This window comes from Paraburkholderia sp. RCC_158, assembly GCF_041355255.1.
Classification (GTDB): domain Bacteria; phylum Pseudomonadota; class Gammaproteobacteria; order Burkholderiales; family Burkholderiaceae; genus Paraburkholderia; species Paraburkholderia graminis.
The window spans coordinates 23,235-47,808 of record NZ_JBFUPM010000021.1 but is presented as its reverse complement, the minus strand read 5'-3'; the positions used below and the strand labels follow the sequence as shown (position 1 = coordinate 47,808).

24 protein-coding genes are annotated in these 24,574 nt (G+C 64.7%); 18 read left to right on the top strand and 6 right to left on the bottom strand.

Going from position 1 to position 24,574, the window contains the following annotated elements:
* Nucleotides 1–51 precede the first annotated feature (51 nt).
* The 15 genes from AB6809_RS28960 to pyrF all read left to right on the top strand — a co-directional run bounded on the left by AB6809_RS28960 (nucleotide 52) and on the right by pyrF (nucleotide 16,459).
* The gene (locus AB6809_RS28960; protein WP_029971488.1) at nucleotides 52–2,172 is read left to right on the top strand and encodes a ribonuclease catalytic domain-containing protein; all 2,121 of its coding nucleotides are present in this window, start codon (nucleotides 52–54) and stop codon (nucleotides 2,170–2,172) included.
* Entirely contained in the window at nucleotides 2,169–3,032 is an 864-nt protein-coding gene (gene aroE, locus AB6809_RS28955; RefSeq protein WP_029971486.1) for a shikimate dehydrogenase, read from the top strand. The genes AB6809_RS28960 and aroE overlap by 4 nt, the downstream gene beginning before the upstream one ends.
* 46 nt (nucleotides 3,033–3,078) lie before the next feature.
* Nucleotides 3,079–3,801: a monofunctional biosynthetic peptidoglycan transglycosylase gene (gene mtgA / locus AB6809_RS28950; RefSeq protein ID WP_371027722.1), complete on the top strand. Its 723-nt coding sequence runs from the start codon at nucleotides 3,079–3,081 to the stop codon at nucleotides 3,799–3,801.
* Between the two features lie 1,132 nt (nucleotides 3,802–4,933).
* Entirely contained in the window at nucleotides 4,934–5,941 is a 1,008-nt protein-coding gene (locus AB6809_RS28945; RefSeq protein WP_006051869.1) for an IclR family transcriptional regulator, read from the top strand.
* Nucleotides 5,938–7,053, top strand: a complete 1,116-nt coding sequence (locus AB6809_RS28940) for a 2-dehydro-3-deoxygalactonokinase (protein ID WP_029971485.1) — start codon at nucleotides 5,938–5,940, stop codon at nucleotides 7,051–7,053. Before AB6809_RS28945 ends, AB6809_RS28940 begins: the two co-directional genes overlap by 4 nt.
* A gap of 36 nt (nucleotides 7,054–7,089) precedes the next feature.
* A complete protein-coding gene (locus AB6809_RS28935; protein ID WP_006051871.1) occupies nucleotides 7,090–7,770 on the top strand; it encodes a 2-dehydro-3-deoxy-6-phosphogalactonate aldolase in 681 nt (226 codons plus the stop codon).
* Complete coding sequence (locus tag AB6809_RS28930) at nucleotides 7,767–8,543, top strand: SDR family oxidoreductase (protein WP_006051872.1); 777 nt, start codon at nucleotides 7,767–7,769, stop codon at nucleotides 8,541–8,543. The genes AB6809_RS28935 and AB6809_RS28930 overlap by 4 nt, the downstream gene beginning before the upstream one ends.
* A 165-nt stretch (nucleotides 8,544–8,708) precedes the next feature.
* Nucleotides 8,709–9,707, top strand: a complete 999-nt coding sequence (locus AB6809_RS28925) for an arabinose ABC transporter substrate-binding protein (protein WP_006051873.1) — start codon at nucleotides 8,709–8,711, stop codon at nucleotides 9,705–9,707.
* Nucleotides 9,708–9,877: 170 nt separating this feature from the next.
* Nucleotides 9,878–11,410: an L-arabinose ABC transporter ATP-binding protein AraG gene (gene araG / locus AB6809_RS28920; RefSeq protein ID WP_006051874.1), complete on the top strand. Its 1,533-nt coding sequence runs from the start codon at nucleotides 9,878–9,880 to the stop codon at nucleotides 11,408–11,410.
* Between the two features lie 52 nt (nucleotides 11,411–11,462).
* The gene (araH, locus tag AB6809_RS28915; protein WP_006051875.1) at nucleotides 11,463–12,479 is read left to right on the top strand and encodes an L-arabinose ABC transporter permease AraH; all 1,017 of its coding nucleotides are present in this window, start codon (nucleotides 11,463–11,465) and stop codon (nucleotides 12,477–12,479) included.
* A gap of 27 nt (nucleotides 12,480–12,506) precedes the next feature.
* Nucleotides 12,507–13,307, top strand: coding sequence for an SDR family NAD(P)-dependent oxidoreductase (locus AB6809_RS28910; RefSeq protein ID WP_029971482.1), 801 nt, complete (start codon nucleotides 12,507–12,509; stop codon nucleotides 13,305–13,307).
* A complete protein-coding gene (locus tag AB6809_RS28905; protein WP_371027721.1) occupies nucleotides 13,304–14,221 on the top strand; it encodes an SMP-30/gluconolactonase/LRE family protein in 918 nt (305 codons plus the stop codon). The genes AB6809_RS28910 and AB6809_RS28905 overlap by 4 nt, the downstream gene beginning before the upstream one ends.
* Nucleotides 14,222–14,294: 73 nt before the next feature.
* On the top strand, nucleotides 14,295–14,447 hold the full coding sequence (locus AB6809_RS28900) for a hypothetical protein (protein ID WP_307258299.1): 153 nt from the start codon (nucleotides 14,295–14,297) through the stop codon (nucleotides 14,445–14,447).
* Nucleotides 14,448–14,479: 32 nt separating this feature from the next.
* Nucleotides 14,480–15,559: an aldose 1-epimerase gene (locus tag AB6809_RS28895; RefSeq protein ID WP_371027720.1), complete on the top strand. Its 1,080-nt coding sequence runs from the start codon at nucleotides 14,480–14,482 to the stop codon at nucleotides 15,557–15,559.
* Nucleotides 15,560–15,643: 84 nt separating this feature from the next.
* On the top strand, nucleotides 15,644–16,459 hold the full coding sequence (gene pyrF / locus AB6809_RS28890) for an orotidine-5'-phosphate decarboxylase (protein WP_029971480.1): 816 nt from the start codon (nucleotides 15,644–15,646) through the stop codon (nucleotides 16,457–16,459).
* A 190-nt stretch (nucleotides 16,460–16,649) separates the two neighbouring features.
* Here the strand turns inward: pyrF and AB6809_RS28885 are convergent, their stop codons facing one another.
* From AB6809_RS28885 to thiL, 4 genes are read right to left on the bottom strand one after another with little or no spacing between them, the layout of a single operon-like run.
* Nucleotides 16,650–17,180 carry a cupin domain-containing protein gene (locus tag AB6809_RS28885; protein ID WP_029971479.1) on the bottom strand — a complete coding sequence of 177 codons (531 nt, stop codon included), beginning with the start codon at nucleotides 17,178–17,180 and terminating at the stop codon, nucleotides 16,650–16,652.
* A 28-nt stretch (nucleotides 17,181–17,208) separates the two neighbouring features.
* The gene (locus AB6809_RS28880; RefSeq protein WP_006051881.1) at nucleotides 17,209–17,709 is read right to left on the bottom strand and encodes a CinA family protein; all 501 of its coding nucleotides are present in this window, start codon (nucleotides 17,707–17,709) and stop codon (nucleotides 17,209–17,211) included.
* 28 nt (nucleotides 17,710–17,737) lie between these two features.
* Nucleotides 17,738–18,295 carry a phosphatidylglycerophosphatase A gene (locus AB6809_RS28875; protein ID WP_006051882.1) on the bottom strand — a complete coding sequence of 186 codons (558 nt, stop codon included), beginning with the start codon at nucleotides 18,293–18,295 and terminating at the stop codon, nucleotides 17,738–17,740.
* A complete protein-coding gene (gene thiL / locus AB6809_RS28870) occupies nucleotides 18,285–19,283 on the bottom strand; it encodes a thiamine-phosphate kinase (protein ID WP_371027738.1) in 999 nt (332 codons plus the stop codon). The genes AB6809_RS28875 and thiL overlap by 11 nt, the downstream gene beginning before the upstream one ends.
* Before the next feature lie 96 nt (nucleotides 19,284–19,379).
* On the opposite strand from thiL, the gene AB6809_RS28865 reads away from it, so the two are divergent.
* From AB6809_RS28865 to AB6809_RS28855, 3 genes are all read left to right on the top strand, one after another.
* Entirely contained in the window at nucleotides 19,380–21,719 is a 2,340-nt protein-coding gene (locus AB6809_RS28865; RefSeq protein ID WP_371027719.1) for an NADP-dependent malic enzyme, read from the top strand.
* A 420-nt stretch (nucleotides 21,720–22,139) separates the two neighbouring features.
* Nucleotides 22,140–22,556 (top strand): ribonuclease, encoded by a 417-nt coding sequence (locus tag AB6809_RS28860; protein WP_006051886.1) that lies wholly within the window; start codon nucleotides 22,140–22,142, stop codon nucleotides 22,554–22,556.
* 7 nt (nucleotides 22,557–22,563) lie between these two features.
* Entirely contained in the window at nucleotides 22,564–23,133 is a 570-nt protein-coding gene (locus AB6809_RS28855) for a barstar family protein (RefSeq protein ID WP_029971475.1), read from the top strand.
* Between the two features lie 184 nt (nucleotides 23,134–23,317).
* Here AB6809_RS28855 and AB6809_RS28850 read toward each other — a convergent pair whose 3' ends face one another.
* Together AB6809_RS28850 and AB6809_RS28845 are read right to left on the bottom strand one after the other, a co-directional pair.
* Nucleotides 23,318–24,058, bottom strand: coding sequence for a 16S rRNA (uracil(1498)-N(3))-methyltransferase (locus AB6809_RS28850; RefSeq protein ID WP_006051888.1), 741 nt, complete (start codon nucleotides 24,056–24,058; stop codon nucleotides 23,318–23,320).
* A 19-nt stretch (nucleotides 24,059–24,077) separates the two neighbouring features.
* Entirely contained in the window at nucleotides 24,078–24,491 is a 414-nt protein-coding gene (locus AB6809_RS28845) for a glyoxalase/bleomycin resistance/extradiol dioxygenase family protein (RefSeq protein ID WP_006051889.1), read from the bottom strand.
* Between the last annotated feature and the right edge of the window lie 83 nt (nucleotides 24,492–24,574).

The window sequence follows — 24,574 nt, the reverse complement described above, 5'->3', positions numbered from 1 at the left end:
ACGTTGCCGTGCCGCGCACGCCGGCGGATGCAAGTCAGACGAGAGTATTGAGTGAACGTTTTCTTCGAGGAATCGGGCAGTTTCAAGGCCGGCAGCGTGCTGTCGCGCCAGGGCGATGCGTTTCAGGTCGAGTTGCCGGGCGGCCGCCGCGCCAAGGTGCGCGCCAAGGATGTGCTGATCGAGTTCGACAAGCCAGGCGCGGCCGAGTTGATGCAGGAAGCGGACGCCGTCGCGCAGGACATCGATCTCGACTTCCTGTGGGAATGCGCGCCCGACGACGAGTTTCCGTTCGCCACGCTCGGCGCGGAATATTTCGGCGAGCGTTTCGGTCCGACCGAACGCGCGGCGCTGGTGCTGCGCATGCATGGCGCGCCGGTGTATTTCCGTCGCAAGGGCCGCGGCATGTATCAGCGCGCGCCGCAGGAGCAGCTCAAGATGGCGCTCGCCGGTCTCGAACGCAAGCGCCAGCAGGCGCTCGTGCAGCAGGGCTACGAGGAAGAGCTGAAGGCCGGCCGTTTGCCCGAGGCGTTCACCGGCAAGACGGCGCTCGCGTTGCTGACCAAGCCCGACAAGAACACCATCGAGTACAAGGCGCTCGAAGCCGCCGCGGCCGCGCGCGGCATCTCGCAGGCGCGGCTGATGCTGGAATGCGGCGCGATTCCGTCGGCGCGTGCGTTGCACGAGGCCAGATTCCTCGCCGAGTTTTTCCCGCACGGCACCGGTTTTCCGCCGGTCACGCTCGGCAGCTTGCCGGACGATTTGCCGGAAGCCAACGTGCAGGCATTCTCGATCGACGACATCACGACCACTGAAATCGACGACGCGTTCTCCGTCGAGCATCTCGCGGACGGCCGCGTGCGGATCGGCGTGCACATCGCCGCGCCGGCGCTCGGCATTCAGCGCGGCGACGAGGTCGATGCGATTGCTCGCACGCGTCTGTCGACGGTTTATATGCCGGGCGACAAGATCACGATGCTGCCCGACAGCGTCGTCGATGCGTTCACGCTCGCCGAGGGCGGTTTGCGTCCGGCGCTGTCGCTCTATGTGATCGTCAATCGCGAGACGCAGGAAATCGTCGCGAGCGAAACGCGCGCCGAGCGCGTGTTCGTGAAGAACAATCTGCGTCACAACACGCTCGACGAACTCGTCACCGAAGAAGCGCTCGCCGCCGGAACGGGCGAGTATCCGCACAAGGAAGACATCGCGGTGTTGTGGCCGTTCGCGCAGGCGCTGTTCGAAAAGCGTCAGGCCGCGCGCGCGGGCTACGGTCTGCGCCGCGAGGTGCAGCGCAATACCGACTTCAACTTCTACGTCGAAGGCGAACACATCACGATTACGCCGCGCCGGCGCGGTTCGCCGCTCGACACGATCGTCGCCGAACTGGCGATTCTCGCGAACTCGTCGTGGGGTGCGTTCCTGCACGATCACGGCGTGCCGGGCATTTATCGCACGCAGCGCGCGTTCGGCGCGCCGACCGGGCCGAAGCGCACGCGCATGCAGACCAACGCCGCGCCGCACGAAGGGCTCGGCGTCACGCAGTACGCATGGAGCACGTCGCCGCTGCGTCGTTACGTCGACCTGGTGAATCAGTGGCAGTTGCTCGCTTGTGTGCAGCATGGCGTGACCGCGAAGCTGGCCGCGCCGTTCAAGCCGAAAGACGCCGATCTGTTCGCCGTCGTGCAAGGTTTCGACGATACGTATACCGCGTACGCCGATCATCAGCGTCGCATGGAATATTTCTGGTGCCTGCGCTGGTTGAAGCAGGAGAACAGGAAGCAGGTGGTGGCGTCGGTGGTGAAGGGCGATCTCGTGCGGCTCGAAGAGATTCCGTTGCTGCTGCATGTGCCGGGGCTCGGCGTGCACGCACGCGGCACGCGCCTGCAGATGGAAGTGATGTCGATCGACGAATTGACTGTCGAGGCGTCCGTGCGTCTTCTGCATGTGCTCGACGCGCCTACTGTGACGAGCGGCAGCGAAGCGGAAGAGGCGGACGAAGCGGACGAAGGCGAAGAAGAGGAAATCGTCGAAGCATCGGATGAAAGCGCCGAGAGCGAAGCCGAGGCGCAAGCCGAAGCGGATGCCGAAGGCGATTCCAACGCGAACGATGCTTCGGGCAGCGAAGGTTCGTCGAATGCCGACGCCGGGCAGCACATCACGGAACCCGGACGATGAGCGCGGCAGAAACGAAAGACCGTTACGCGGTGATCGGCAATCCGGTCGGCCATAGCAAATCGCCGTTCATTCACGGCCGCTTTGCCGCGCAGACGGGCGAGGCGCTCGAATACGGCGCGTTGCTCGCGCCAGTGGACGCGTTCGTGCCGCACGTGCGCGCCTTTATCGACGCGGGCGGCCGCGGTCTCAACGTGACAGTGCCGTTCAAGCTCGACGCACACGCTTTCGCCGACAGCCTGTCGCCGCGCGCGGCCGCTGCCGGCGCGGTGAATACGTTGCGCGTCGATTCGAGCGGCATCTACGGCGACAACACCGATGGCTTCGGGCTCGTGCGCGACATCGAAGTGAATCTCGGCGTGCCGCTGAAGGGCGCGCGCGTTCTGCTGCTTGGCGCCGGCGGCGCCGCGCGCGGCGTGGTGCTGCCGATGCTCGAGCGCGCGCCGCATACGCTCACCATCGTCAACCGGACGGCCGAGAAGGCTGAGGCGCTGGTCGCGCAGTTCGCGCAAGCCGCGAGCGACGCCGCTTGCCGTCTGAGCGGCGGCAACGCGCGCGCGATCGAGGCGGGTGCTTACGACGTGATCGTCAACGCGACGGCGGGGAGTCTCGAAGCGTCGGTGCCGGAGTGCGACGAGCGCGCGTTCGGCAGCGGCACGCTGGCCTACGACATGATGTACGGCGCGCATCCGACCGTCTTCATGGAGCACGCGGCGAAGCTCGGCGCGCGTGGCGCCGATGGTCTCGGCATGCTGGTCGAGCAGGCAGCCGAATCGTTTTACGTCTGGCGCGGCGTGCGGCCCGACGGCGCGCCTGTGCTCGCCGAACTGCGCGCGTTGTTGACGGCGCCGTCGCACGCCTGACGCGCGCGTCCGTCACACCTGCATTCACACGAGGCCCCTCACTACGATGACAGCAACGCGGCGCGCGAGCCGGGCGAGTCCGGCGCGATGGATCGTTTATCTTGTCGCCGTGCTGGTGTTCGCGTGGCTCGCGACGCAGCTGTTTTACTTCGCGCAGATCGCGGTGTGGAACTATGTGAATCCGCGCTCGACGGCTTATATGCGCTCGGATGCGTGGCGCTTGTCGCAAGAGAGGCCCGATCTTTCGATGCAGCATACGTGGGTGCCGTATGAGCAGATTTCGCGCAATCTGAAGCGGGCGATCATTGCCTCCGAAGACGCGAATTTCGTCACCAACAACGGCTACGAAACGGACGCGATTTTGCAGGCGTGGGAGCGTAACAAGTCGAAGGGCAAGATTGTGCGCGGCGGCTCTACGATCACGCAGCAATTGGCGCGCAACCTGTTTTTATCGCGTGAGAAGAGTTATATCCGCAAGGGGCAGGAGTTGATTGTCACGTGGATGCTGGAGACCTTGATGGACAAGGAGCGCATCTTCGAGATCTATCTGAATTCCGTCGAGTGGGGCAACGGTGTGTATGGCGCCGAGGCGGCGGCGCGTTATTACTATAAGACGTCGGCGAGTGCACTGAGTGCGGCGCAGTCGGCGCGGTTGGCGGTTATGCTGCCGCAGCCCAGGTATTTTGATGAGCATCGGGGGTCCAGGTATCTTTCGCAGAGGTCGCGGGTGATTGGGAGGAGGATGGGGGCGGCTGAGTTGCCCGAGTAGTTTTGCCTGTGGCGCTCTTGTTTACCCTTTGGCCTTTCCTTGATTTCGCGGTGGTCTATTTGCGTTGCCCCTGTGCGGGGCGGCACTCACTTTCTTTGCCGCCGCAAAGAAAGTAAGCAAAGAAAGCGGGCTCAAACCGCCAGCTTGTAGATGGGTCCCCCGGTTCGGAGCGGCCAGTGGTGCGTCTTACATCCGTGCCCTCGCACACTCCGCGCTCGTGACGAGGCCGTCATTCTTCCGGCGACGCTTCGCGCGCCGCAGCGGTCGTTCTTAAAACCGCCCTCCGTTTCCTTCCTTTGGTTTCCTGAGCTTTCGTCTGCCAAGCCGACGCTGCCCGCGCTCGCCGAAAGGTCCGGCGCCATTTGCCGCGCCAAAGCCTTCCTGACCACTCACCGCAATTCCGTTAGCGCGTCGCCGAGGCGAAGCCGATGGCCCGCACCGCGCAAAAACGCAAGCGGGCGGTATAAGCGAACCCTTCCGGCGAGCACGCAGTGCGAGGCGGGAAGCATGACTGCCTTGTCACGAGCGCCGAATGCGCGAGGACACAGATGTCAGGCGCGCCACTACGCCCTGCGAACCGGAGGAGCCATCTACAAGCTGGCGGTGTGAGCCCGCTTTCTTTGCTTACTTTCTTTGCGGCGGCAAAGAAAGTGAGTGCCGCCCCGCACAGGGGCAACGCCAATAGACCACCGCGAAATCAAGGAAAGGCCAAAGCGAGCCAGTGGGACCCACTTATAAGCCACCGGTGTGAGCCCGCTTTCTTTGCTTACTTTCTTTGCGGCGGCAAAGAAAGTGAGTGCCGCCCCGCACAGGGGCAACGCGAATAGACCACCGCGAATTCAAGGAAAGGCCAAGACACGAACCCAACCCAACAACCAAACCAAGCCCACGGCAACCCAAATCCCATTATCTGACCACTCCAATCACATATTGGAGCTTTCTCAAAAACACCCCTACAATCCAGACCAACAAGCAGACACGTCTGCGACAGCAAAAAAAAACCGGAGACAAAGCCCAACCATGCCTAGCCAAATCACCTGGCAGCACCGCCGCGCCCGCAGCGTCGCGCGCACTCAAGGCCCGCTCTCCGGCCCCGCGCTGCAAGCGCAGAAACCACGAAAAGCGAATCGCCATGAACAAAGCGATGCCGAATCACGCCGAGAGCGCTGCCGAAGCCGAACTGACGCCGCGCGCCGACCACGCGTCGAGCCCCGCGCCGCGCGCCTCGGCGACCGCCGCGAAAGCGCCACGCCCCCCGGCCACCGCCGCCAAAGCCCCCCGCGCCGCCGCGCAACCCACCATCGTCAACGAAATCGCGTTGCCGAGCACGCTGCTCGACATCACGCCGCAACAGGCCGGCACGCAGACGCTCCTGCGCGGTCTCGCGATTCTCGAGGCGGCCGCCGCCGGCGTGCGCGATCTGCGCACCTTCGGCGCGGCGCTCGGCACGACGCGCAGCACGACGCATCGGCTGGTGAGCAGCCTCGTGCAGGCGCGCTATCTGCGCCAGGTGCAAGGCGGTTATCTGCTCGGTCCCAAGCTGATCGAACTCGGCACCATCGCGCTCGAGCAGATGCCGCTCACCGCGGTCGCTCGTCCGCATCTGGAATCGCTCGCGGAACAGACGCTCGACACGATTCACCTCGGCGTGCGCGACGGCGACGACGTGCTGTACATCGACAAAATCCCCGGCACGCGCGGCCTCGAAATGCGCTCGCGCGTCGGTCACCGGATGCCGCTCGCGTCGACGGGCATCGGCAAGGCGATGATGCTCGACCTCAAGCCCGAGCTCTGGCAGTCGCTGTTCGACGCGTCGCGCCGCGCGCTCGCCAGCGTCACGTTCAAGCCCGATAACCGTCCGGACGCGCAGACCTTCATGCAGCGCATGACGAACTACGCGGCCGGCGGCTACACGTTCGACCTCGAGGAAAACGAAGCGTCGATTCGCTGCGTCGCGGCTCCCGTGCGCGACGCGTCGGGCGCGATCGTCGCGGCGCTGTCGGTGGCGAGCACGATTCCCTATATGTCGCTCGAACGCATGGACGAACTGATTCCGGTCGTGCAGCGCGAAGCGCGCGCGATCTCCGAAGAACTCGGCTGGCGTGCCCCGCAACCCACCACCCGCAGGATCAAGCGATGAAACAGGCGGGTTCTCCCACACCGTCGGACGCGCAACTCGCAGCCGGCGCCGGAGCCGATGCACGAGTCGAAGCCGGAGCCGACACACAAGCCGGCACACAAGCCGCCAGTCACGCAGCGCTGATCGCGCTCGACTGGGGCACGACGTCGCTGCGCGCGTATCTCTACGACGCGGCCGGCAACGTGCTCGCGACGCGCGCATCGACGGCCGGCATCATGAACCTGCCGCGCAGCGCCGAGCAAGGCGGTTTCGACGCGGCTTTCGAGGACGCCTGCGGCGCCTGGCTCGACGCCGCGCCCGCCACGCCGGTCATCGCGGCGGGCATGGTCGGCAGCGCGCAAGGCTGGGTCGAAGCACCTTACGTCGATGCACCCGCGAACGCGGACGCGCTCGCCGCCGGCATCGTGCGCGTCGAGGCGGCCTGCGGCGCGACGCTGAACATCGTGCCTGGCGTGCTGCAACGCGGCGAACTGCCCAACGTGATGCGCGGCGAGGAAACGCAGATATTCGGCGCGCTAGGCCAGGATCTGGATAACGCCGATAGCGCCGATAGCACCGACACCAGCAAGCGTGCGTTCATCGGCCTGCCCGGCACGCACGCAAAGTGGGCAGTCGTGCAGGCGGGCCGCATCGAACGTTTTCATACGTTCATGACCGGCGAAGTATTCGGCGCGCTGCGCGAACACACCATTCTCGGCCGCACGATGGTCACGCCCGATCGTCCGGATACCGAAGCGTTTTTGCGCGGCGTGAAAATCGCGCGGGACAAGGGCCAGGCGGGCATGCTCGCCACGGTCTTCAGTTCGCGCACGCTCGGTCTCACGGGACAACTTTCGCGCGAGCAGCAGCCGGACTATCTGTCCGGCCTGCTGATCGGGCATGAACTGGCCGGCCTCGAAGCCGTGCTCGCGCAGCAGCAGAGTTCGCTCGCGGGCCAAAGCCTGCGCCTCATCGGTAACGAAGCGCTGTGCGAACGCTATCGCGTCGCGCTCGCGCAGTTCGGCTGCACGCAGGCCGAGCTCGTCAGGCAGGCGACAGAGCGCGGCTTGTGGCGCGTCGCCTCGCAGGCGGGGCTCGTCAAGCCGGCCGCCCACGCGGCGCGGGCCGGTTAAGCGGCCACGCCGTCATCCACGAAACAGGGAAACGACATGCAACCTCACATCAATCTGCCCGCTCCGTACATGCCGCACGCGGGTCTGATCGCGGCGTTCGAGGCATGTCCGCTGATCGCGATCATGCGCGGCGTGACGCCCGCCGATGCGGCCGAACAGGGTCAGGCGCTGTACGAAGCGGGCTTTCGCATCGTCGAAGTGCCTTTGAATTCGCCGCAGCCGTTCGACAGCATCGCCGCGATCCGCAAGGCGCTGCCCGCCGATGCGATCGTCGGTGCGGGCACGGTGCTGCATCCGAGCTTCGTCAAGGACGTGAAGTCCGCCGGCGGCGAACTGATCGTCATGCCGCATAGCGATTCGGAAGTGATCAGCGCCGCGAAAGCGCAAGGCATGGCTTGCTCGCCGGGCGTCGCGACGCCGACCGAGGCGTTCATCGCGCTCAAGCACGGCGCCGACGTGCTGAAGATGTTCCCCGCCGAGCAGCTCGGCTGCCAGGTCGTGAAAGCATGGCGCGCGGTGATCGCGGCGCAGGTGCCGCTGGTGCCCGTCGGCGGCATCACGCCGGACAACATGGGGCCGTTTCTCAGCGCGGGCGCGAATGGCTTCGGGCTCGGTTCGGCGCTGTACAAGCCGGGTCAGAGCGCGGCCGTGACGGCGTCGCACGCGAAGGCGTTCATCAACGGTTTGCGCGTGGCGCGCGCAGGTGCGAAGAAATGACACGGCTCGCCGGCAAAGTCGCTTTGGTGACCGGCGCGGGCCGCGGCATCGGCGCGGCGATCGCGCTTGCGTTTGCACGCGAGGGCGCGGCAGTTGCGCTCGCCGAACTCGACATCGACACGGCGCGGCAGACGGCTTTGCAGATCGCATCTGAAACCGGCGCGCGCGTGCTGGCCGTGCATACCGACGTCACGCAGTCGGCTTCGGTTCAGCACGCCGTGAGCGAGGCGGAACGCGCGCTCGGACCCGTCGACGTGCTGGTGAACAACGCGGGCATCAACGTGTTTTGTGATCCGCTCACCATGACCGACGACGACTGGCGCCGCTGCTTCGCGGTCGATCTCGACGGTGTCTGGAACGGCTGCCGCGCGGTGTTGCCGGGGATGGTCGAGCGCGGCGCGGGCAGCATCGTGAATATCGCGTCGACGCATTCGTTCAAGATCATCGCGGGCTGCTTTCCGTATCCGGTCGCGAAGCATGGCGTGATTGGGCTCACGCGCGCGCTCGGCATCGAATACGCGCCGCGCAACGTGCGTGTGAACGCGATCGCGCCGGGCTACATCGAGACGCAACTGGCGCACGACTGGTGGAACGAACAGCCGGACCCGGCCGCCGCGCGACAGGCGACGATCGATTTGCAGCCGATGAAGCGCATCGGCCGCCCGGAAGAAGTGGCGATGACGGCGGTGTTCCTTGCGTCGGATGAAGCGCCGTTTATCAACGCCACCTGCATCACCGTGGACGGCGGGCGCTCGGTGCTGTATCACGACTGAGCCGTGAAAGAAGGGCGCAACAGAACAACGCAAAAGAACAACGCAGTAAAAAAGAAAAACGCAGCACCGTTTCACCGGACGACGCGCTGGCCGCGTGTGTCACAACCGGTACAAGAAGACGCGGCCGATACCTTCTCGTTATCAATTAGTCAGGAGACACACAACATGAAACGCAGAATATTCCTCACGCTGGCAGCAGCGGCGGCGGGTGTGCTTTTCAACGCAACCGCCGCTCAAGCCGCCGATCCGGTCAAGATCGGTTTTCTCGTGAAGCAGCCGGAAGAACCGTGGTTCCAGGACGAATGGAAGTTCGCCGAAATGGCCGCCAAGGAAAAGGGCTTCACGCTCGTGAAGATCGGCGCGCCGTCGGGCGAGAAAGTGATGAGCGCGATCGACAATCTGTCGGCGCAAAAGGCACAGGGCTTTGTGATCTGCACGCCTGACGTCAAGCTCGGACCGGGCATCGTCGCCAAAGCGAAGGCCGACGGCCTGAAGATGATGACCGTGGACGACCGTCTCGTCGACGGCGCGGGCAAGCCGATCGCGTCGGTGCCGCACATGGGCATCTCGGCGTACAACATCGGCAAGCAGGTCGGCGACGGCCTCGCAGCCGAAATCAAGAAGCGCGGCTGGGACATGAAGGATGTCGGTGCAATCGACGTCACTTACGAACAGCTGCCGACCGCGCATGACCGCACGAGCGGCGCCACCGACGCACTGCTCGCCGCCGGCTTCCCGAAGGCCAACGTGATCGCCGCGCCGCAAGCGAAGACCGACACGGAAAACGCGTTCAACGCCGCCAACATCGCGCTCACGAAGAACCCGCAGTTCAAGCACTGGGTGGCTTACGCGCTGAACGACGAAGGCGTGCTCGGCGCGGTGCGCGCAGCGGAAGGCCGCGGCTTCAAGGCGGACAACATGATCGGCATCGGCATCGGCGGTTCGGATTCGGCATTGAACGAGTTCAAGAAGCCGAACCCGACTGGCTTCTTCGGCACGGTCATCATCAGCCCGAAGCGTCACGGCGAGGAAACCTCCGCGCTGATGTACGACTGGATCACGCAAGGCAAGGCACCGCCGCCGCTCACGCTGACGACCGGCATGCTGGCGACGCGTGAGAACGTCGGCGAAGTGCGCGAGAAGATGGGTCTGGCTTCGAAGTAAGCCGCTTTGAACGCAGTTCGATGAAGTGAATCGCCGGCGCGTCGGTTGAAATACGACGCGCCGGCAATAGCCATAGAACACCAGTAGTCCAGACATGCCGCGCCTTTGCAAAGACTGGAAGGCCGGCAACGCAGGGCAAGGCTGTTCGAATGAAACAGCGAGGAGGCGAAGTGTCAGCGACGCTACGTTTTGACAATATCGGCAAGGTTTTTCCAGGCGTGCGCGCGCTCGACGGTGTGTCCTTCGACGTCAACGTCGGCCAGGTGCACGGCCTGATGGGCGAGAACGGCGCAGGGAAATCGACCCTGCTCAAGATACTCGGCGGTGAATATCAGCCCGACTCGGGCCGCGTGATGATCGACGGCAAGGAAGTGCGCTTTACGAGCGCGGCTTCGTCGATCGCGGCCGGCATAGCGGTGATTCACCAGGAACTGCAATACGTGCCCGACCTCACGGTCGCGGAAAATCTGCTGCTTGGCCAGTTGCCGAATTCGTTCGGCTGGGTCAAGAAGCGCGATGCGAAGCGTTTCGTGCGCGAACGTCTCGAGGCAATGGGCGTCGCGCTCGATCCGGACGCGAAGCTGCGCAAGCTCTCCATCGCGCAACGGCAGATGGTGGAAATCTGCAAGGCGCTGCTGCGCAACGCGCGCGTGATCGCACTCGACGAACCGACGAGTTCACTCTCGCATCGCGAGACGGAAGTGCTGTTCAAGCTGGTGCGCGATCTGCGCGCCGACAACCGCGCAATGATCTACATCTCGCATCGCATGGACGAGATTTACGAGCTGTGCGACGCATGCACGATCTTCCGCGACGGGCGCAAGGTGGCTTCGCATCCGACGCTCGAAGGCGTGTCGCGCGACACCATCGTCAGCGAAATGGTCGGGCGTGAAATTTCGGACATCTACAACTATTCGCCGCGGCCGCTCGGCGAAGTGCGCTTCGCGGCGAAGGCCATTGAAGGTCACGCGCTTTCGCAGCCGACCAGCTTCGAAGTGCGGCGCGGCGAGATTGTCGGCTTCTTCGGACTAGTGGGCGCGGGCCGCAGCGAACTGATGCATCTCGTGTACGGCACCGAGCACAAGAAGGGCGGCGAACTGCTGCTCGACGGCAAGCCGATTCGCGTAAAGAGCGCGGGCGAAGCGATCCGTCACGGCATCGTGCTGTGTCCGGAAGACCGCAAGGAAGAAGGCATTGTCGCGATGGCGACCGTGTCGGAGAACATCAACATCAGTTGCAGGCGGCATTACTTGCGCGCGGGCATGTTCCTCGACCGCAAGAAAGAGGCCGAAACCGCGGACCGTTTCATCAAGCTGCTGAAGATCAAGACGCCGAGCCGTCGACAGAAAATCCGCTTCCTGTCGGGCGGCAATCAGCAGAAGGCGATCCTGTCGCGCTGGTTGGCCGAGCCCGATCTGAAGGTGGTGATTCTCGATGAACCGACGCGCGGCATCGACGTCGGCGCGAAGCACGAGATCTATAACGTGATCTATCAGCTCGCCGAACGCGGCTGCGCGATTGTGATGATCTCGTCGGAATTGCCTGAAGTGCTGGGTGTATCGGACCGCATCGTCGTGATGCGCCAGGGCCGCATTTCCGGCGAGCTCGCGCGCAACGACGCAACGGAACAAGCGGTGTTGAGCCTCGCGTTGCCGCAAAGCTCGACCGCACTGCCAGCAAGCGCCGCTCAACAGGCGGCCTGAACATCATTTGGACGCAAGTCCGCAACCCGTGAGGAACGGGAGGAGTCTTCAAATGCAAGCTAGAGAAAACCTCGCGCAACAGGCCGCCAAGAGCGCCGCCGAAGCGCTGATTCCGCAGACGAGCGACAAGGCGAAGTGGTGGCAGCAGATCACCGAGTACAGCCTGATCCTGATCTTCGTCGTGATGTTCGTGACGATGTCGCTGACCGTCGATCACTTCTTCTCGATCGAGAACATGCTCGGCCTCGCGCTGTCCATTTCGCAGATCGGCATGGTCGCGTGCACGATGATGTTCTGCCTCGCGTCGCGTGACTTCGATCTGTCGATCGGTTCGACGGTCGCGTTCGCGGGCGTGTTGTGCGCGATGGTATTGAACGCCACCGACAACACGTTTATCGCGATCGTCGCGGCAGTCGCGGCGGGCGCGGTGATCGGTTTCGTCAACGGCGCGGTGATCGCTTATCTGCGCATCAATGCGCTGATTACCACGCTCGCGACGATGGAAATCGTGCGCGGCCTCGGCTTCATCGTGTCGCATGGTCAGGCGGTCGGTGTGTCGTCGGATACGTTCATCGCGCTCGGCGGTCTCAGCTTTTTCGGCGTCTCGCTGCCGATCTGGGTCACGCTGCTGTGCTTCATCGTGTTCGGCGTGATGCTCAATCAGACCGTGTATGGACGTAATACGCTTGCCATCGGCGGCAATCCGGAAGCGTCGCGTCTTGCGGGTATCAACGTCGAACGCACGCGCGTCTACATCTTCCTGATCCAGGGCGCCGTGACCGCGCTCGCCGGTGTGATTCTGGCTTCGCGGATCACGTCCGGTCAGCCGAACGCCGCGCAAGGTTTCGAGCTGAACGTGATCTCGGCGTGCGTGCTCGGCGGCGTGTCGCTGCTCGGCGGACGCGCGACGATTTCGGGCGTCGTGATCGGTGTGCTTATCATGGGCACGGTCGAGAACGTGATGAACCTGATGAACATCGACGCGTTCTATCAGTACCTCGTGCGCGGCGCGATCCTGCTCGCCGCCGTGCTGCTCGACCAGTTGAAGAACCGCGGATCGCGGGATTAATCCACTCGCTCTAAAAGGAATCGAACGATGTCGTCTCCGGCCAACGCAAACGAGCGCCTCGCGAACAACGTATTCGCGCGCTACCCGAGTCTTGTCGACCGCACGGTGCTGATCACGGGCGGCGCGACCGGCATCGGCGCATCGTTCGTCGAGCATTTCGCGGCGCAAGGCGCGCGCGTCGCGTTCTTCGATATCGACGCGACGGCGGGCGAAGCGCTCGCCGACGAACTCGGCGACTCGAAGCACAAGCCGCTGTTCCTGCCGTGCGATCTGACGGACATCGACGCGCTGCAAAAAGCCATCGCCGATGTCAAAGCGGCGCTCGGCCCGATTCAGGTGCTCCTGAACAACGCGGCGAACGACAAGCGTCACACGATCGGCGAAGTCACGCGCGAGTCTTTCGACGCGGGCATCGCGGTGAATATCCGTCATCAGTTCTTCGCTGCGCAGGCAGTGATGGAGGACATGAAGGCGGCGCAGAGCGGCTCGATCATCAACCTCGGTTCGATCAGCTGGATGCTGAAGAACGGCGGCTATCCGGTGTACGTGATGTCGAAGTCCGCGGTGCAGGGTTTGACGCGCGGTCTCGCACGCGACCTCGGCCACTTCAACATTCGCGTGAATACGCTCGTGCCGGGCTGGGTGATGACGGAGAAGCAGAAGCGCCTGTGGCTCGACGACGCGGGACGCCGTTCGATCAAGGAAGGCCAGTGCATCGACGCGGAACTCGAGCCCGCCGACCTCGCGCGCATGGCGCTCTTCCTCGCCGCCGACGACAGCCGCATGGTCACCGCGCAGGACATCGTCGTGGATGGAGGCTGGGCGTGACGGCGAGCGTGGACGTGCGTGCCTCACACACGCCGCGCGCGGCGCTTCTCGTCGACAGCAAGTGCGCGCTGGGCGAGGGCGCGACGTGGTGCGTGACAACCGGCCGCTTCTACTGGACCGATATCGAAGGCGGACGCCTGTGGCGCTACGATCCGCGCGACGGCCGCAGCATGTCGTGGACGATGCCTGAGCGCCTCGCCACCTTCGCGCTGTGCGCCGATCCTCATTACCTGCTGCTCGGCCTCGCGTCGCGGCTCGCGTTCTTCGATCTCGCGACCGGCGAGACGCGCCATATCGTCGATGTCGAGCCTGGTCTGAACACGCGCGTGAACGACGGCCGTTGCGATCGGCAGGGGCGTTTTGTGTTCGGCACGAAAGACGAAGGCTCGCCGTTGCGCGCGATCGGCGGGTTTTACCGGCTCGATCGTGATTTGACGCTGGAGCGCTTGCCGTTGCCCGCGCCCGCCATTTCGAACAGCATCGCGTTCAGTCCCGACGGCGCGACGATGTACTACTGCGATTCGCCGACGCGTGAAATTCGCGCCTGCGACTACCTGGCGGACGGCGGCATCGCCAACGACCGCGTGTTCGCGCGCCTCACCGATGCGACCGGCGAGCCGGACGGCTCGACCGTCGATCGCGACGGCGGCTTGTGGAACGCGCACTGGGGCGGCGCGCGCGTCGTGCGCTACGGCGCCGACGGCGTCGAAACGGAGCGCGTCGACGTGCCCACGGTGCAGCCGAGTTGCGTCGCGCTGGGCGGCGCGCAGTTGGGCACGCTGTACATTACGAGCGCGCGCGTCGGTCTGGACGCAGCCGCGCTCGCGGGCGACTCGCGCGCCGGCGGCGTGTTTATCGCGACGCCCGCGCGGCGTGGTTTGCCGGAGCCGGTTTTTGCAGGCGCGCCGGCGTAGGGATGTGCGACGCCGCGTCGCTTGCGACGGGGCGGTGCAGCGGTGCAGAACGTAGACAGCAGCGGCGAGTCCGATGCAAGGTGTCGATGCCGATGTCGATGTCGATGTCGATGCCGATGTCGCGACATCGCGCATGAACGCCGGCAACGAAGCCGCGCAGCAACCAGAGTTCGGACCAGAGGCGACCGGTTCAAGAAAATCGCCCGACAGCATCCGTCAGCCATGACGGCAACGTGCAAGCCTCTCGAAGGAGCAGATATGACTGTTGCGAACCCTGTTTCCGCCTTTTCCCAGAACGCTCAGAACTCGCCAGGCGCGCAGAGCCGGCGCTCGCGGCTCGCGGCCGCCGCCAATCCGGTGCTGGCGAGGCCGAGCACATCGGCGGTGGCAGTCGGTGAGACTTCGGCCGGCGATGTCGCGTGCGTCACGCTCGCCAATGCGCAATTGCGGCTCGACGTCGCGCCGACGCTCGGCGGCGGCATCACGCGCTTTGACTGGCGCGACGACGGCGCGCTCACGCCGATTTTCCGGCGCTGCCGCCACGTCGCCGCCGACACGCAGCCGAACGAACTCGCCTGTTATCCGCTGCTGCCGTACTCGAACCGTATCGGCGGCGGGCATTTCAATGTCGCGGGACGGCGTGTCGACGTGGCGCGCAATTGCGCCGACGAGCCTTTCCCGATTCATGGCGACGGCTGGCAGTCCGCGTGGCAAGTCGCCGATTCGGACCGCGAGTACGTGCGGCTCACGCTCGATCGGCGGGACGGCAAGCCGTACGCGTTTCGTGCGGCGCAGACGTATAAGCTCGACGGGCCGTCGCTCGTCATCACGCTCGAAATCGAAAACGCGGGCCGCGAGGCTTTGCCGTTCGGACTCGGCGTGCATCCGTTTTTCGTGCGCGATGCGGACACCGAGCTGTCGGCGGCGGCGGGCGGTCTGTGGCTCGCCGGCGACGACTGGTTGCCGGTCCGTCACGTGCAGGCGCCGCCGGCGTGGCAGTTCGGCGTCGCGTATCCGTTGCCGGAGACCATCGTCAATCATGCGTTCACGGGCTGGAGCGGGCAGGCGGCTGTGGTCTGGCCGAAGCGCCGGCTGTCGCTGAACATTGCCGCCGACACCGATTACTACGTGCTGTACACGCCGCCAGGCGAAGACTTTTTCTGCTTCGAGCCGGTCGATCATCCGATCAACGCGATGAATCTGGCCGGCGGCGCGTGCGAAAACGGCATGACGCTGCTGGGACGCGGCGAGCGGCTCACGAGGAGCTTCCGGTTTACCGTCGAGCGCACCGGTTTGCGTTCGATGCCGGGCGCGCGCGGAACGCGGCGCCGGCAGTAGGGGCGGGCAACCACCGCCGACCCGCCGCGCCGGGCAGGTAAAATACGCGCCTTCCCCGATTACCGGCTCGCCGCGAGACTCACCATGTCCAACTTCATCCAGACACTCAACGACGCCTGGCAGCGCACCAACTCGCTGCTGTGCGTCGGCCTCGATCCCGAGCCGAGCAAATTTCCCGGCGCGCTCGCCGGCCGGCCCGACGCGATCTTCGACTTCTGCCGCGAGATCGTCGATGCGACCGCGCCTTACGCGTCGTCGTTCAAGCCGCAAATCGCCTACTTCGCGGCGCATCGCGCGGAAGACCAGCTTGAGCAGCTGATCGCGCATATTCACGCGCATCATCCGGGCTTGCCGGTGATTCTGGACGCGAAGCGCGGCGACATCGGCAGCACCGCCGAGCAGTACGCGCGCGAAGCGTTCGAGCGCTATCAGGCCGACGCGGTCACGGTCAATCCGTACATGGGTTTCGATTCGATCGAGCCGTACCTTGAGCACGAAGGCAAGGGCGTGATCGTGCTGTGCCGCACGTCGAATGCGGGCGGTTCGGACCTGCAATTTCTGGAGACGGGCGGGCGTCCGCTCTATCAGGTCGTCGCGCAACTGGCGGCCAAGAAGTGGAATGCGAGCGGCCAGCTCGGGCTCGTCGTCGGCGCGACTTTTCCGAAGGAAATCGAAGTGGTGCGCGGGATTGTCGGCGATATGCCGCTCCTGATTCCGGGCATCGGCGCGCAGGGCGGCGACGTTCAGGCGACCGTCGGCGCGGGCCGCACCGCGAACGGCACGGGCATGCTGATCAACTCGTCGCGCGCGATCATCTATGCGGGCAAGGGCGAGGACTTTGCGCAGGCGGCGGCGAAGGCGGCGATGGAAACGCGGGAGCGGATTAACGCGTTTCGGTGAGGGGTGGTTTGGCGGTTTGGCGGGTGTTTCGGTGGTCGACCAGTTGAGTGCTTCGGTGATTGGCTGGTTGGTCGCCTGGTTTATCGCTTGGGTTTGCCGCGTGGGTTTGTCGCTTCCCTAACGGCCCGACGCTAGCCGCTTCCGGCAATCGCAATTCGCGCCAGCCGCGCCACACAGTAGCCGTTGCGCTTCACGCGCCGGCCGTTGGCCCCAACCGCCCGATAAACGCCGCATGTTGCGGATAGCGCGATTTCAACGCATCGACATCCGCAAGCTCGAACTCGCTGAACTCGAAACCGGGCGCGACGGTGCAACCAACCAGCGCGAAGCTCGCGGGGTCCGCGCATTCGGCGGCGAACCACAAACCGGCCGGCACCACGGCCTGAAACACCGCGTCGCGGTGAATCAGCGCATTACCGAGCTTGTGCGTGACCAGCTTGCCGGCTGCGTCGAGTACGTGAACGTTCAGCGGCTCGCCGGCGTAGAAATGCCAGACCTCGTCGGATTTGATCCGATGCCAGGCCGAATGCGCGCCGTCGCACAGCAGGTAGTAGATGGCCGTCGATGCCGAGCGCGTCTGCGTCGTTCCGTCCGCCGCGCCGTCCGCCCGGCTCACGCGTTCCGCCGACCGATACGTCTCGCTGAAAAATCCGCCTTCCGGATGCGGCTTCAGATCGAAGCGGCGGATCAATTCCTCCCGGGCTGCATCGGAATCCGGCATTCGTTTCGTCTCCACGCAACTGCAACGGTCAATGTTCGCGCTCGTCGAGCAGCGCGAGCACGCCGCGCAGCGCGTGCGCCGCGGCCTGCACGCGAATCTGCTCGCGGTCGCCCTTGAAAACCTTCGTCTCAACGGATGTATGCAGCCGGTTGCTCCAGCCAAACGACACCATGCCGACCGGCTTGGTCTCGGTGCCGCCGCCCGGACCGGCGACGCCCGTGATCGACAGCGACACCTGCGCGCGGCTGTTGCGCAGCGCGCCTTCGGCCATCGCGCGCGCCACCTGCTCGCTGACCGCGCCGAATTTCTCGATCATGTCGGCGGGCACGCCGATCATTTCGCTTTTCGCCTGATTCGAGTACGTGACGAAGCCGCGCTCGAACCAGCCGCTGCTGCCGGAAATGTCGGTGATCGCGGTCGCGACCATGCCGCCCGTGCACGACTCGGCGGTGACGAGCATCAGGCGCTCGTCGCGCAGGCGGTTGCTCACGCGGATCGCGAGCTGGTGAACGACGGAATCGGTAGGCATGGCGTCAATCCGGAACGGGGCGCAACGGTTAAACGGACATGCGCCAAAGCGCAATCACGAGCAGCGTGAAAAACGCGGCGACGAGGTCGTCGAACATGATGCCAAAACCGCCTTTCAGCCGCCGATCAAAGTAGCCGATAGGCGGCGGTTTCACCATGTCGAAGAAGCGGAACAGCACGAACGCCCAGAACTGCCCGGTCAGCGTGACGGGCGTGACCATCAGCAGAACCAGCCAGAACGCGACGATTTCGTCCCATACGACCGGCGACGGGTCGTCGGTGCCGAGCCTCTTCGCGGTAAAACCGCAAATCGCAATGCCGCCGACAAAGCCGACGCCGATCAGCACACCCCATTCGATTACTGTCAGATAGCGGCTGAAGACGGCAAAAGACGCCCACGCGAAGAGCGTGCCGATCGTCCCAGGCGCGAACGGCGACAAGCCGCTGCCGAAACCGAGCGACAGAATATGCAGAGGATGCGACAGCATGAAGCGCGCGGTCGCGCGGCGCGGCTGCGGGCGTTGCGGCTTGGGAGGCTGGCCGCCGACGAACTCGTCGGCGGGCCGAAGCGGGGGATCAGTCTGCATGAAAGTGGTCGAAGCCTTGCAACGTCAGGGTGAGCGGCGCGCCGGCGGCGTCGCGCCAGTCGATCGCGGGGCGATCCGCCGCCGATCGAAGAGCGCTTATTGTACCGATGCGGGTGACCGGCACGCCCGCCTTATGCCCGGCGTTTTCCACCGCGCCGCGCGCGGCGGGCGGCGCGGTGAAGCAGAGTTCGTAGTCGTCGCCGCCTGCCAGCGTGCAGCGCCGCTGCGTATCCAGCGGTAGCTTGCGCAGCGCGGCCGAACGCGGGACGGCGTCGGCGTCGACGGTGGCGCGCAGCTTCGAGCGATCCAGAATGTGCTTGAGGTCGCCCGCGAGTCCGTCCGATACGTCCAACGCGGCGCGCGCGACGCCGCGCAGTGCGAGACCGAGCGCGATGCGCGGCTCCGGGCGTTCGAGCGCGCGGCGGAAGCTTGTGGCGTCGGCCGCATTCGCCTGCCACTCGCCGCGCTGGATGCCGAGGCCGGCGCGCGCATCACCGAGCGTGCCGGACACCCAGATGTCGTCACCGGCTTGTGCGGCGTCGCGCCGCAGCGCCGCTTGCGGCGGCACGCTGCCGAACACGGTGATGCACAGGTTCAGCGGCCCGCCGGTCGTATCTCCGCCGATCAGCGCGCAACCGTGCCGTTCCGCGAGCGCGAACAGGCCCTCGCTGAACGCGGCGAGCCACGCCTCGTCGGCTTTGGGCAGCGAAAAGGCGAGCGTGAACGCCTGCGGCTGCGCGCCCATCGCGGCAAGGTCCGACAGATTCACGGCGAGCGCCTTATGGCCGAGCGCCTCGGGATCGACATCGGCGAAGAAATGGCGGCCTTCCACCAGCATGTCCGTCGATATCGCCAGCATTTCGCCGGCGCGCGGCGCGAGCAGCGCGCAGTCGTCGCCGATGCCGAGCGAGCCGTCCGCGGCAACCGACGGCTGGCCCGCCGCGCGGCGGGCAAAGAAACGTTCGATCAGCGAAAACTCTGAGAGCATTGTGAGGAAAAGTGCAGGCACCACTGGCTTTCGCTACGTTTCGGTCGCGGCAGTTGTACCCGTATTGAAGGAATTGGGCCGGCAATTGGGGCTACAATGCCGTCGAACATCTATTCTAATCCGCACTTCGAAGCCCGCCTTATGTCGACTCCCGTCAATAGCAAACTCCGCGAAGCCGCCCTCGATTACCACGAGTTCCCGACTCCAGGGAAGCTCGCGATCTCCCCGACCAAGCAGATGATCAACCAGCGCGACCTCGCGCTGGCGTACTCGCCGGGCGTCGCGTTCGCGTGCGAGGAAATCGTCGAAAACCCGATGAACGCGGCGCGTTTCACCGCGCGCAGCAACCTCGTCGGCGTCGTCACGAACGGCACGGCGGTGCTCGGCCTCGGCAATATCGGGCCGCTCGCGTCGAAGCCGGTCATGGAAGGCAAGGCCGTGCTGTTCAAGAAGTTCGCCGGCATCGACGTGTTCGATATCGAGCTGAACGAGTCCGATCCGCACAAGCTGGTCGACGTGATCACGGCGCTCGAGCCGACTTTCGGCGGCATCAACCTGGAAGACATCAAGGCGCCGGACTGCTTCATCGTCGAGCGCGAATGCCGCAAGCGCATGAAGATTCCGGTTTTTCACGACGACCAGCACGGCACGGCGATCGTCGTCGCGGCGGCGATCACCAACGGTCTGAAGGTGGTCGGCAAGGACATCAAGGACGTCAAGCTCGTGGCCTCCGGCGCGGGCGCGGCGGCGCTGGCGTGTCTGGACCTGCTGGTGGACATCGGCCTGCCGCTCGAGAACATTCTTGTGACCGACCTCGCGGGCGTGGTGTACAAGGGCCGCGTCGAACTGATGGACCCGGACAAGGAGCGCTTCGCGCGCGAAACCGAAGCCCGCACGCTCGCCGAAGCGATTGGCGGCGCGGACGTTTTCCTCGGGCTGTCGGCGGGCGGCGTGCTCAAGCAGGACATGGTCAAGCAGATGGCCGACAAGCCGCTGATTCTCGCGCTCGCTAACCCGACGCCGGAAATCCTGCCGGAACTGGCGCTGGAAGTGCGTCCGGACGCGGTGCTGTGCACGGGCCGCACCGACTATCCGAACCAGGTGAACAACGTGCTGGTGTTCCCGTTCCTGTTCCGCGGCGCGCTGGACGCGGGCGCGACCACGGTCACGCGGGAAATGGAAATTGCCGCGGTCAACGCGATCGCGGAACTGGCGCGCCAGGAGCAGAGCGACATCGTCGCGACGGCTTATGGCATTCAGGACCTGTCGTTCGGGCCGGAATATCTGATTCCGAAGCCGTTCGATCCGCGTCTGATCGTCAAGGTCGCGCCGGCGGTGGCGAAGGCCGCGATGGATTCCGGCGTCGCCGAGCGTCCGATCGAGGACATGGAAGCGTACGAACAGCACCTGCAGCAGTTCGTGTATCACAGCGGCACGACGATGAAGCCGATCTTCCAGCTCGCGCGCGGCGTCGAGCCGGAGAAGAAGCGCATTGTGTTCGCGGAAGGCGAGGAAGAGCGCGTGCTGCGCGCGATGCAGATCATCGTCGACGAAAAGCTGGCGAAGCCGATCCTGATCGGCCGTCCGGCCGTGATCGAGCAGCGCATTGCGCGCTATGGGCTGCGCCTCGTCGCGGGCCAGGATTACACGGTCGTCAACACCGATCACGACGAGCGCTACCGCGATTTCTGGCAGGAATACTACAAGATGATGTCGCGCAAGGGCATCACGCAGCAGATGGCGAAGCTCGAAATGCGCCGCCGCACCACGCTGATCGGCGCGATGCTGGTGAAAAAGGGCGAAGCCGACGGCATGATCTGCGGCATGGTGAGCACGACGCATCGCCATTTGCACTTCATCGACCAGGTGATCGGCAAGCGCGAAGGCTGCGCTGTCTACGCCGCGATGAACGCGCTGGTGCTGCCGAATCGCCAGATTTTCCTCGTGGATACGCACGTGAACGTGGATCCGACACCGGAACAACTGGCCGAGATCACGATCATGGCCGCCGAGGAAGTGCGCCGTTTCGGTATCGAGCCGAAGGTCGCGCTGGTGTCGCACTCGAACTTCGGATCGAGCCACGCGCCGACCGCGCAGAAAATGCGCGACACGCTGACGATTCTGCGCGAACGCGCGCCGGATCTTCAGGTGGACGGCGAAATGCACGGCGACGTCGCGCTCGACGCGAATCTGCGCCGCGAAATCCTGCCGGACTCGACGCTCGAAGGCGATGCGAACCTGCTGGTGCTGCCGAACATCGACGCGGCCAACATCTCGTACAACCTGCTGAAGACGGCGGCCGGCAACAACATCGCGATTGGCCCGATGCTGCTCGGCGCGGACAAGCCGGTGCATGTGCTGACGGCATCCGCGACGGTTCGACGCATCGTCAACATGACGGCGCTGCTGGTCGCGGATGTGATCGCGGCGCGTTGATCGCACGGCGCTGGCTGGTTGCGTAGTAAGCACCGGCCGGCGCACGCAAACCTGCCGGCTACCTTGGCCGGCATCTCGCCCTGCAAAAAAAGAAGGCGTGTCCGCAATGGACACGCCTTAGGGCGAACAGGGGATAGCCGCCCCAAAACGGCAAACAACAGGCATCGTTACAAGAATCCCGCTTCCGAACTCCGGCGACGGAGGCCCGGCGGGCGGGTGTTTTTGCGTCGTTGGGCTAATACTAGCCCGAGTGAGCAAAATTTTCTGTCAAAAGTCGTCAAAGTGCGGCCAGCAGCGCGTCGCCGTCGATTTGAGCAATTTCGCGCGCCTGGCGAACGTTGATTCCAGGGACCATTAGCGATACCCTTACGACTTTCATGGTCGTCAAACTCGTGATCTAACCGCCGGGAATCTTGGTAAATGGCACGCAGCTGGCAGCGGATCAAGGGCGTGCTGATCGGTGCGGCTGCGCTGTGCGCTTTCTGCGGCCCCGTGCCTTACGCCTTCGCGCGCAACTACACGGCACCCGCCGGCACCGATGCACAGGCACTCGGCACTGTCACGGTGGCGCAACTGCCCCGTCAGGCGGTCGATACATTGAACTTGATTGCCGCAGGCGGGCCTTATCCATATGAAAAGGACGGCGTCGTATTCGGCAACCGCGAACGGTTGCTGCCGCCCAACCGGCGCGGCTACTACCACGAATACACCGTTCCCACGCCTCGCTCACGTAATCGCGGGGCGCGTCGCATCGTCTGCGGAGGTCCGCTGAAGCGAACCGACAATTGTTACTACTCGGACGACCACTACACCAGTTTTAATCGTATTGTTGAATGACATCGGGATGAACGGCATGAGCGACAACGTCTACGCGCACGACACCGGAGTCGCGACGGATCTTTTCGCGGCCGGCGAGGGCAACCTGTTCCAGCGCGTCATGCAGATGCGCGCGGGCGATCAGGGCCGTGAGAACCGGAGCGAGCCTGACAGTGTGGTTTCATCGAACGAGGAGCCCATGAGTCTTTTCAAGACCGTACGACCGAACATCGTACAGTCGATCCGCGCGTTCCGCGTTCAGGATCTCGCGGACGAGGCGAATCAACTAGGTCAGCACTTTCTCTATGCGTATTGCGCCAATGCGCAATCGAAACAGGAAGTGCTCGAGACCATCGCAACCTCGTTCCTGTTTCCGAAACATTTTGGCAAGAATTACGACGCGCTCTACGATTGCCTGACCGATCTCGTCCACAAGGCCGGTGCGCAGCCGGGTTTCGTGATCGTGCTGGAGCAATTGCCCGTCGCACAGAAGTTCGACAAGGAAGGCCGCGAGACGCTGCTGGACGTGTTCCGCGAGGCCGCCGAATTCTGGGCTGAGCGTAAGGTCGCGTTTCGGGTGTTTTATTCGTTTGCCTGAATAAGCTAAAAACCCTGAGGCTTTCGCGTCCTGGCTGGATTGCAGCCGGAGATTGCCGCCAGAACGATAAAGGCCCGCCAATTGGCGGGCCTTTGTTTTGGCTTTTGCGCGGAGGCGTTGCGGCCGCTGCTGATGCCGCGGCCTTAGTCAGTGCCGCTGGCCCGACAAGAGTCCAATCGGCCGCTCACCACCCGCCCCAGCCAGCCGCCAGCGCCGACAGCACGGCCATGCCGGCGGTTTCCGTGCGCAGCACGCGCGGTCCGAGCCCCACAGCCTGGAAGCCATGATCCATCGCGGCGGCTTCTTCGGCGGCGGAAAAACCGCCTTCCGGGCCGACCAGCACGGTGACGGGCCCCTTCGGCGGAGCCGCAGGCAAAGCCGAGAAAGGGATGCTGGCGCGCGGCGACAGCAGGATGCGCAGTTCGTCGCCGGCGGGAACGCGCGGCATCGCGCTGAGCCATGTGGCGATTTCACGCACCGGCATGACTTCGGGCAGACGGTTGCGCCCGCATTGCTCGCAGGACGCTCGCACGATGCCTTCCCAATGCGCATGCCGTCGCGCCGCGCGTTCTCCCGCCAGACGCACCACGCTGCGCGTGGTGGTGAGCGGCACGAAGCTGGATGCGCCGAGTTCCACGGCCTTTTCGATCAGCCAGTCCATCTTGTCGCCGCTCGCAATGCCTTGGGCGAGCGTGAGCCGGTAAGGCGTTTCGACTTCGATATCGCGGAACTCGCGAATTTTTACGGTGACCGCGCGGCGTTCGATGGCGGCGAGTTCGGCGCTGTATTCACCGCCTTCTCCGTTGAAAAGCACGATGGAGTCGCCCACCTGCAAGCGCAGGACAAGGACGTGCCGAACGACGTCATCGGGAAGCTGCACGATGTCGTCGGGCGAAAGGGACGTACCGACGAAGAAGCGAGGCATCAGAAAAATACTCATTAGTTCACGAAAGGTGGCGAGCGAGCGCCCAACGGTAGCCGTCCAGATCCTCAACCTGGGCGAAGCGGTCGCCCCAGAACTGGTCCTGCGGCTCGCTCAGCGATTTTGCCCCGGCGGCGAGCGCCCGGGCGTAAACCGCGTCGACATCGTCGACATAGACATAAAACGATTGCGGCGCAATCGCGCCTGCGCTTCGCGGTGTTTTCGCGGTCGAGCCGAACGCGCCTTCCGGCGCGAACATCACGATCAGCTGGCCCTGATACGTCATCTCGACGTGCATGACGACGCCGTCGTCCTGCACGCTGTCCCTCAACTCGAAGCCGAACGCCGCGGTGTAGAACGCGGTCGTGGCACGCGCGTCGCGCACCGTCAGATAGGGGGTCAACCAGGGCACACCGGCTGGGCGGGAGGCGGTCATGGAGTTCTCCGGATCTATGGGTTGTTGGGCGCGTGCTCGGAAGCCGGCAGCGAGTCCCGTATCGTCTGTCTATGAGATAGCGC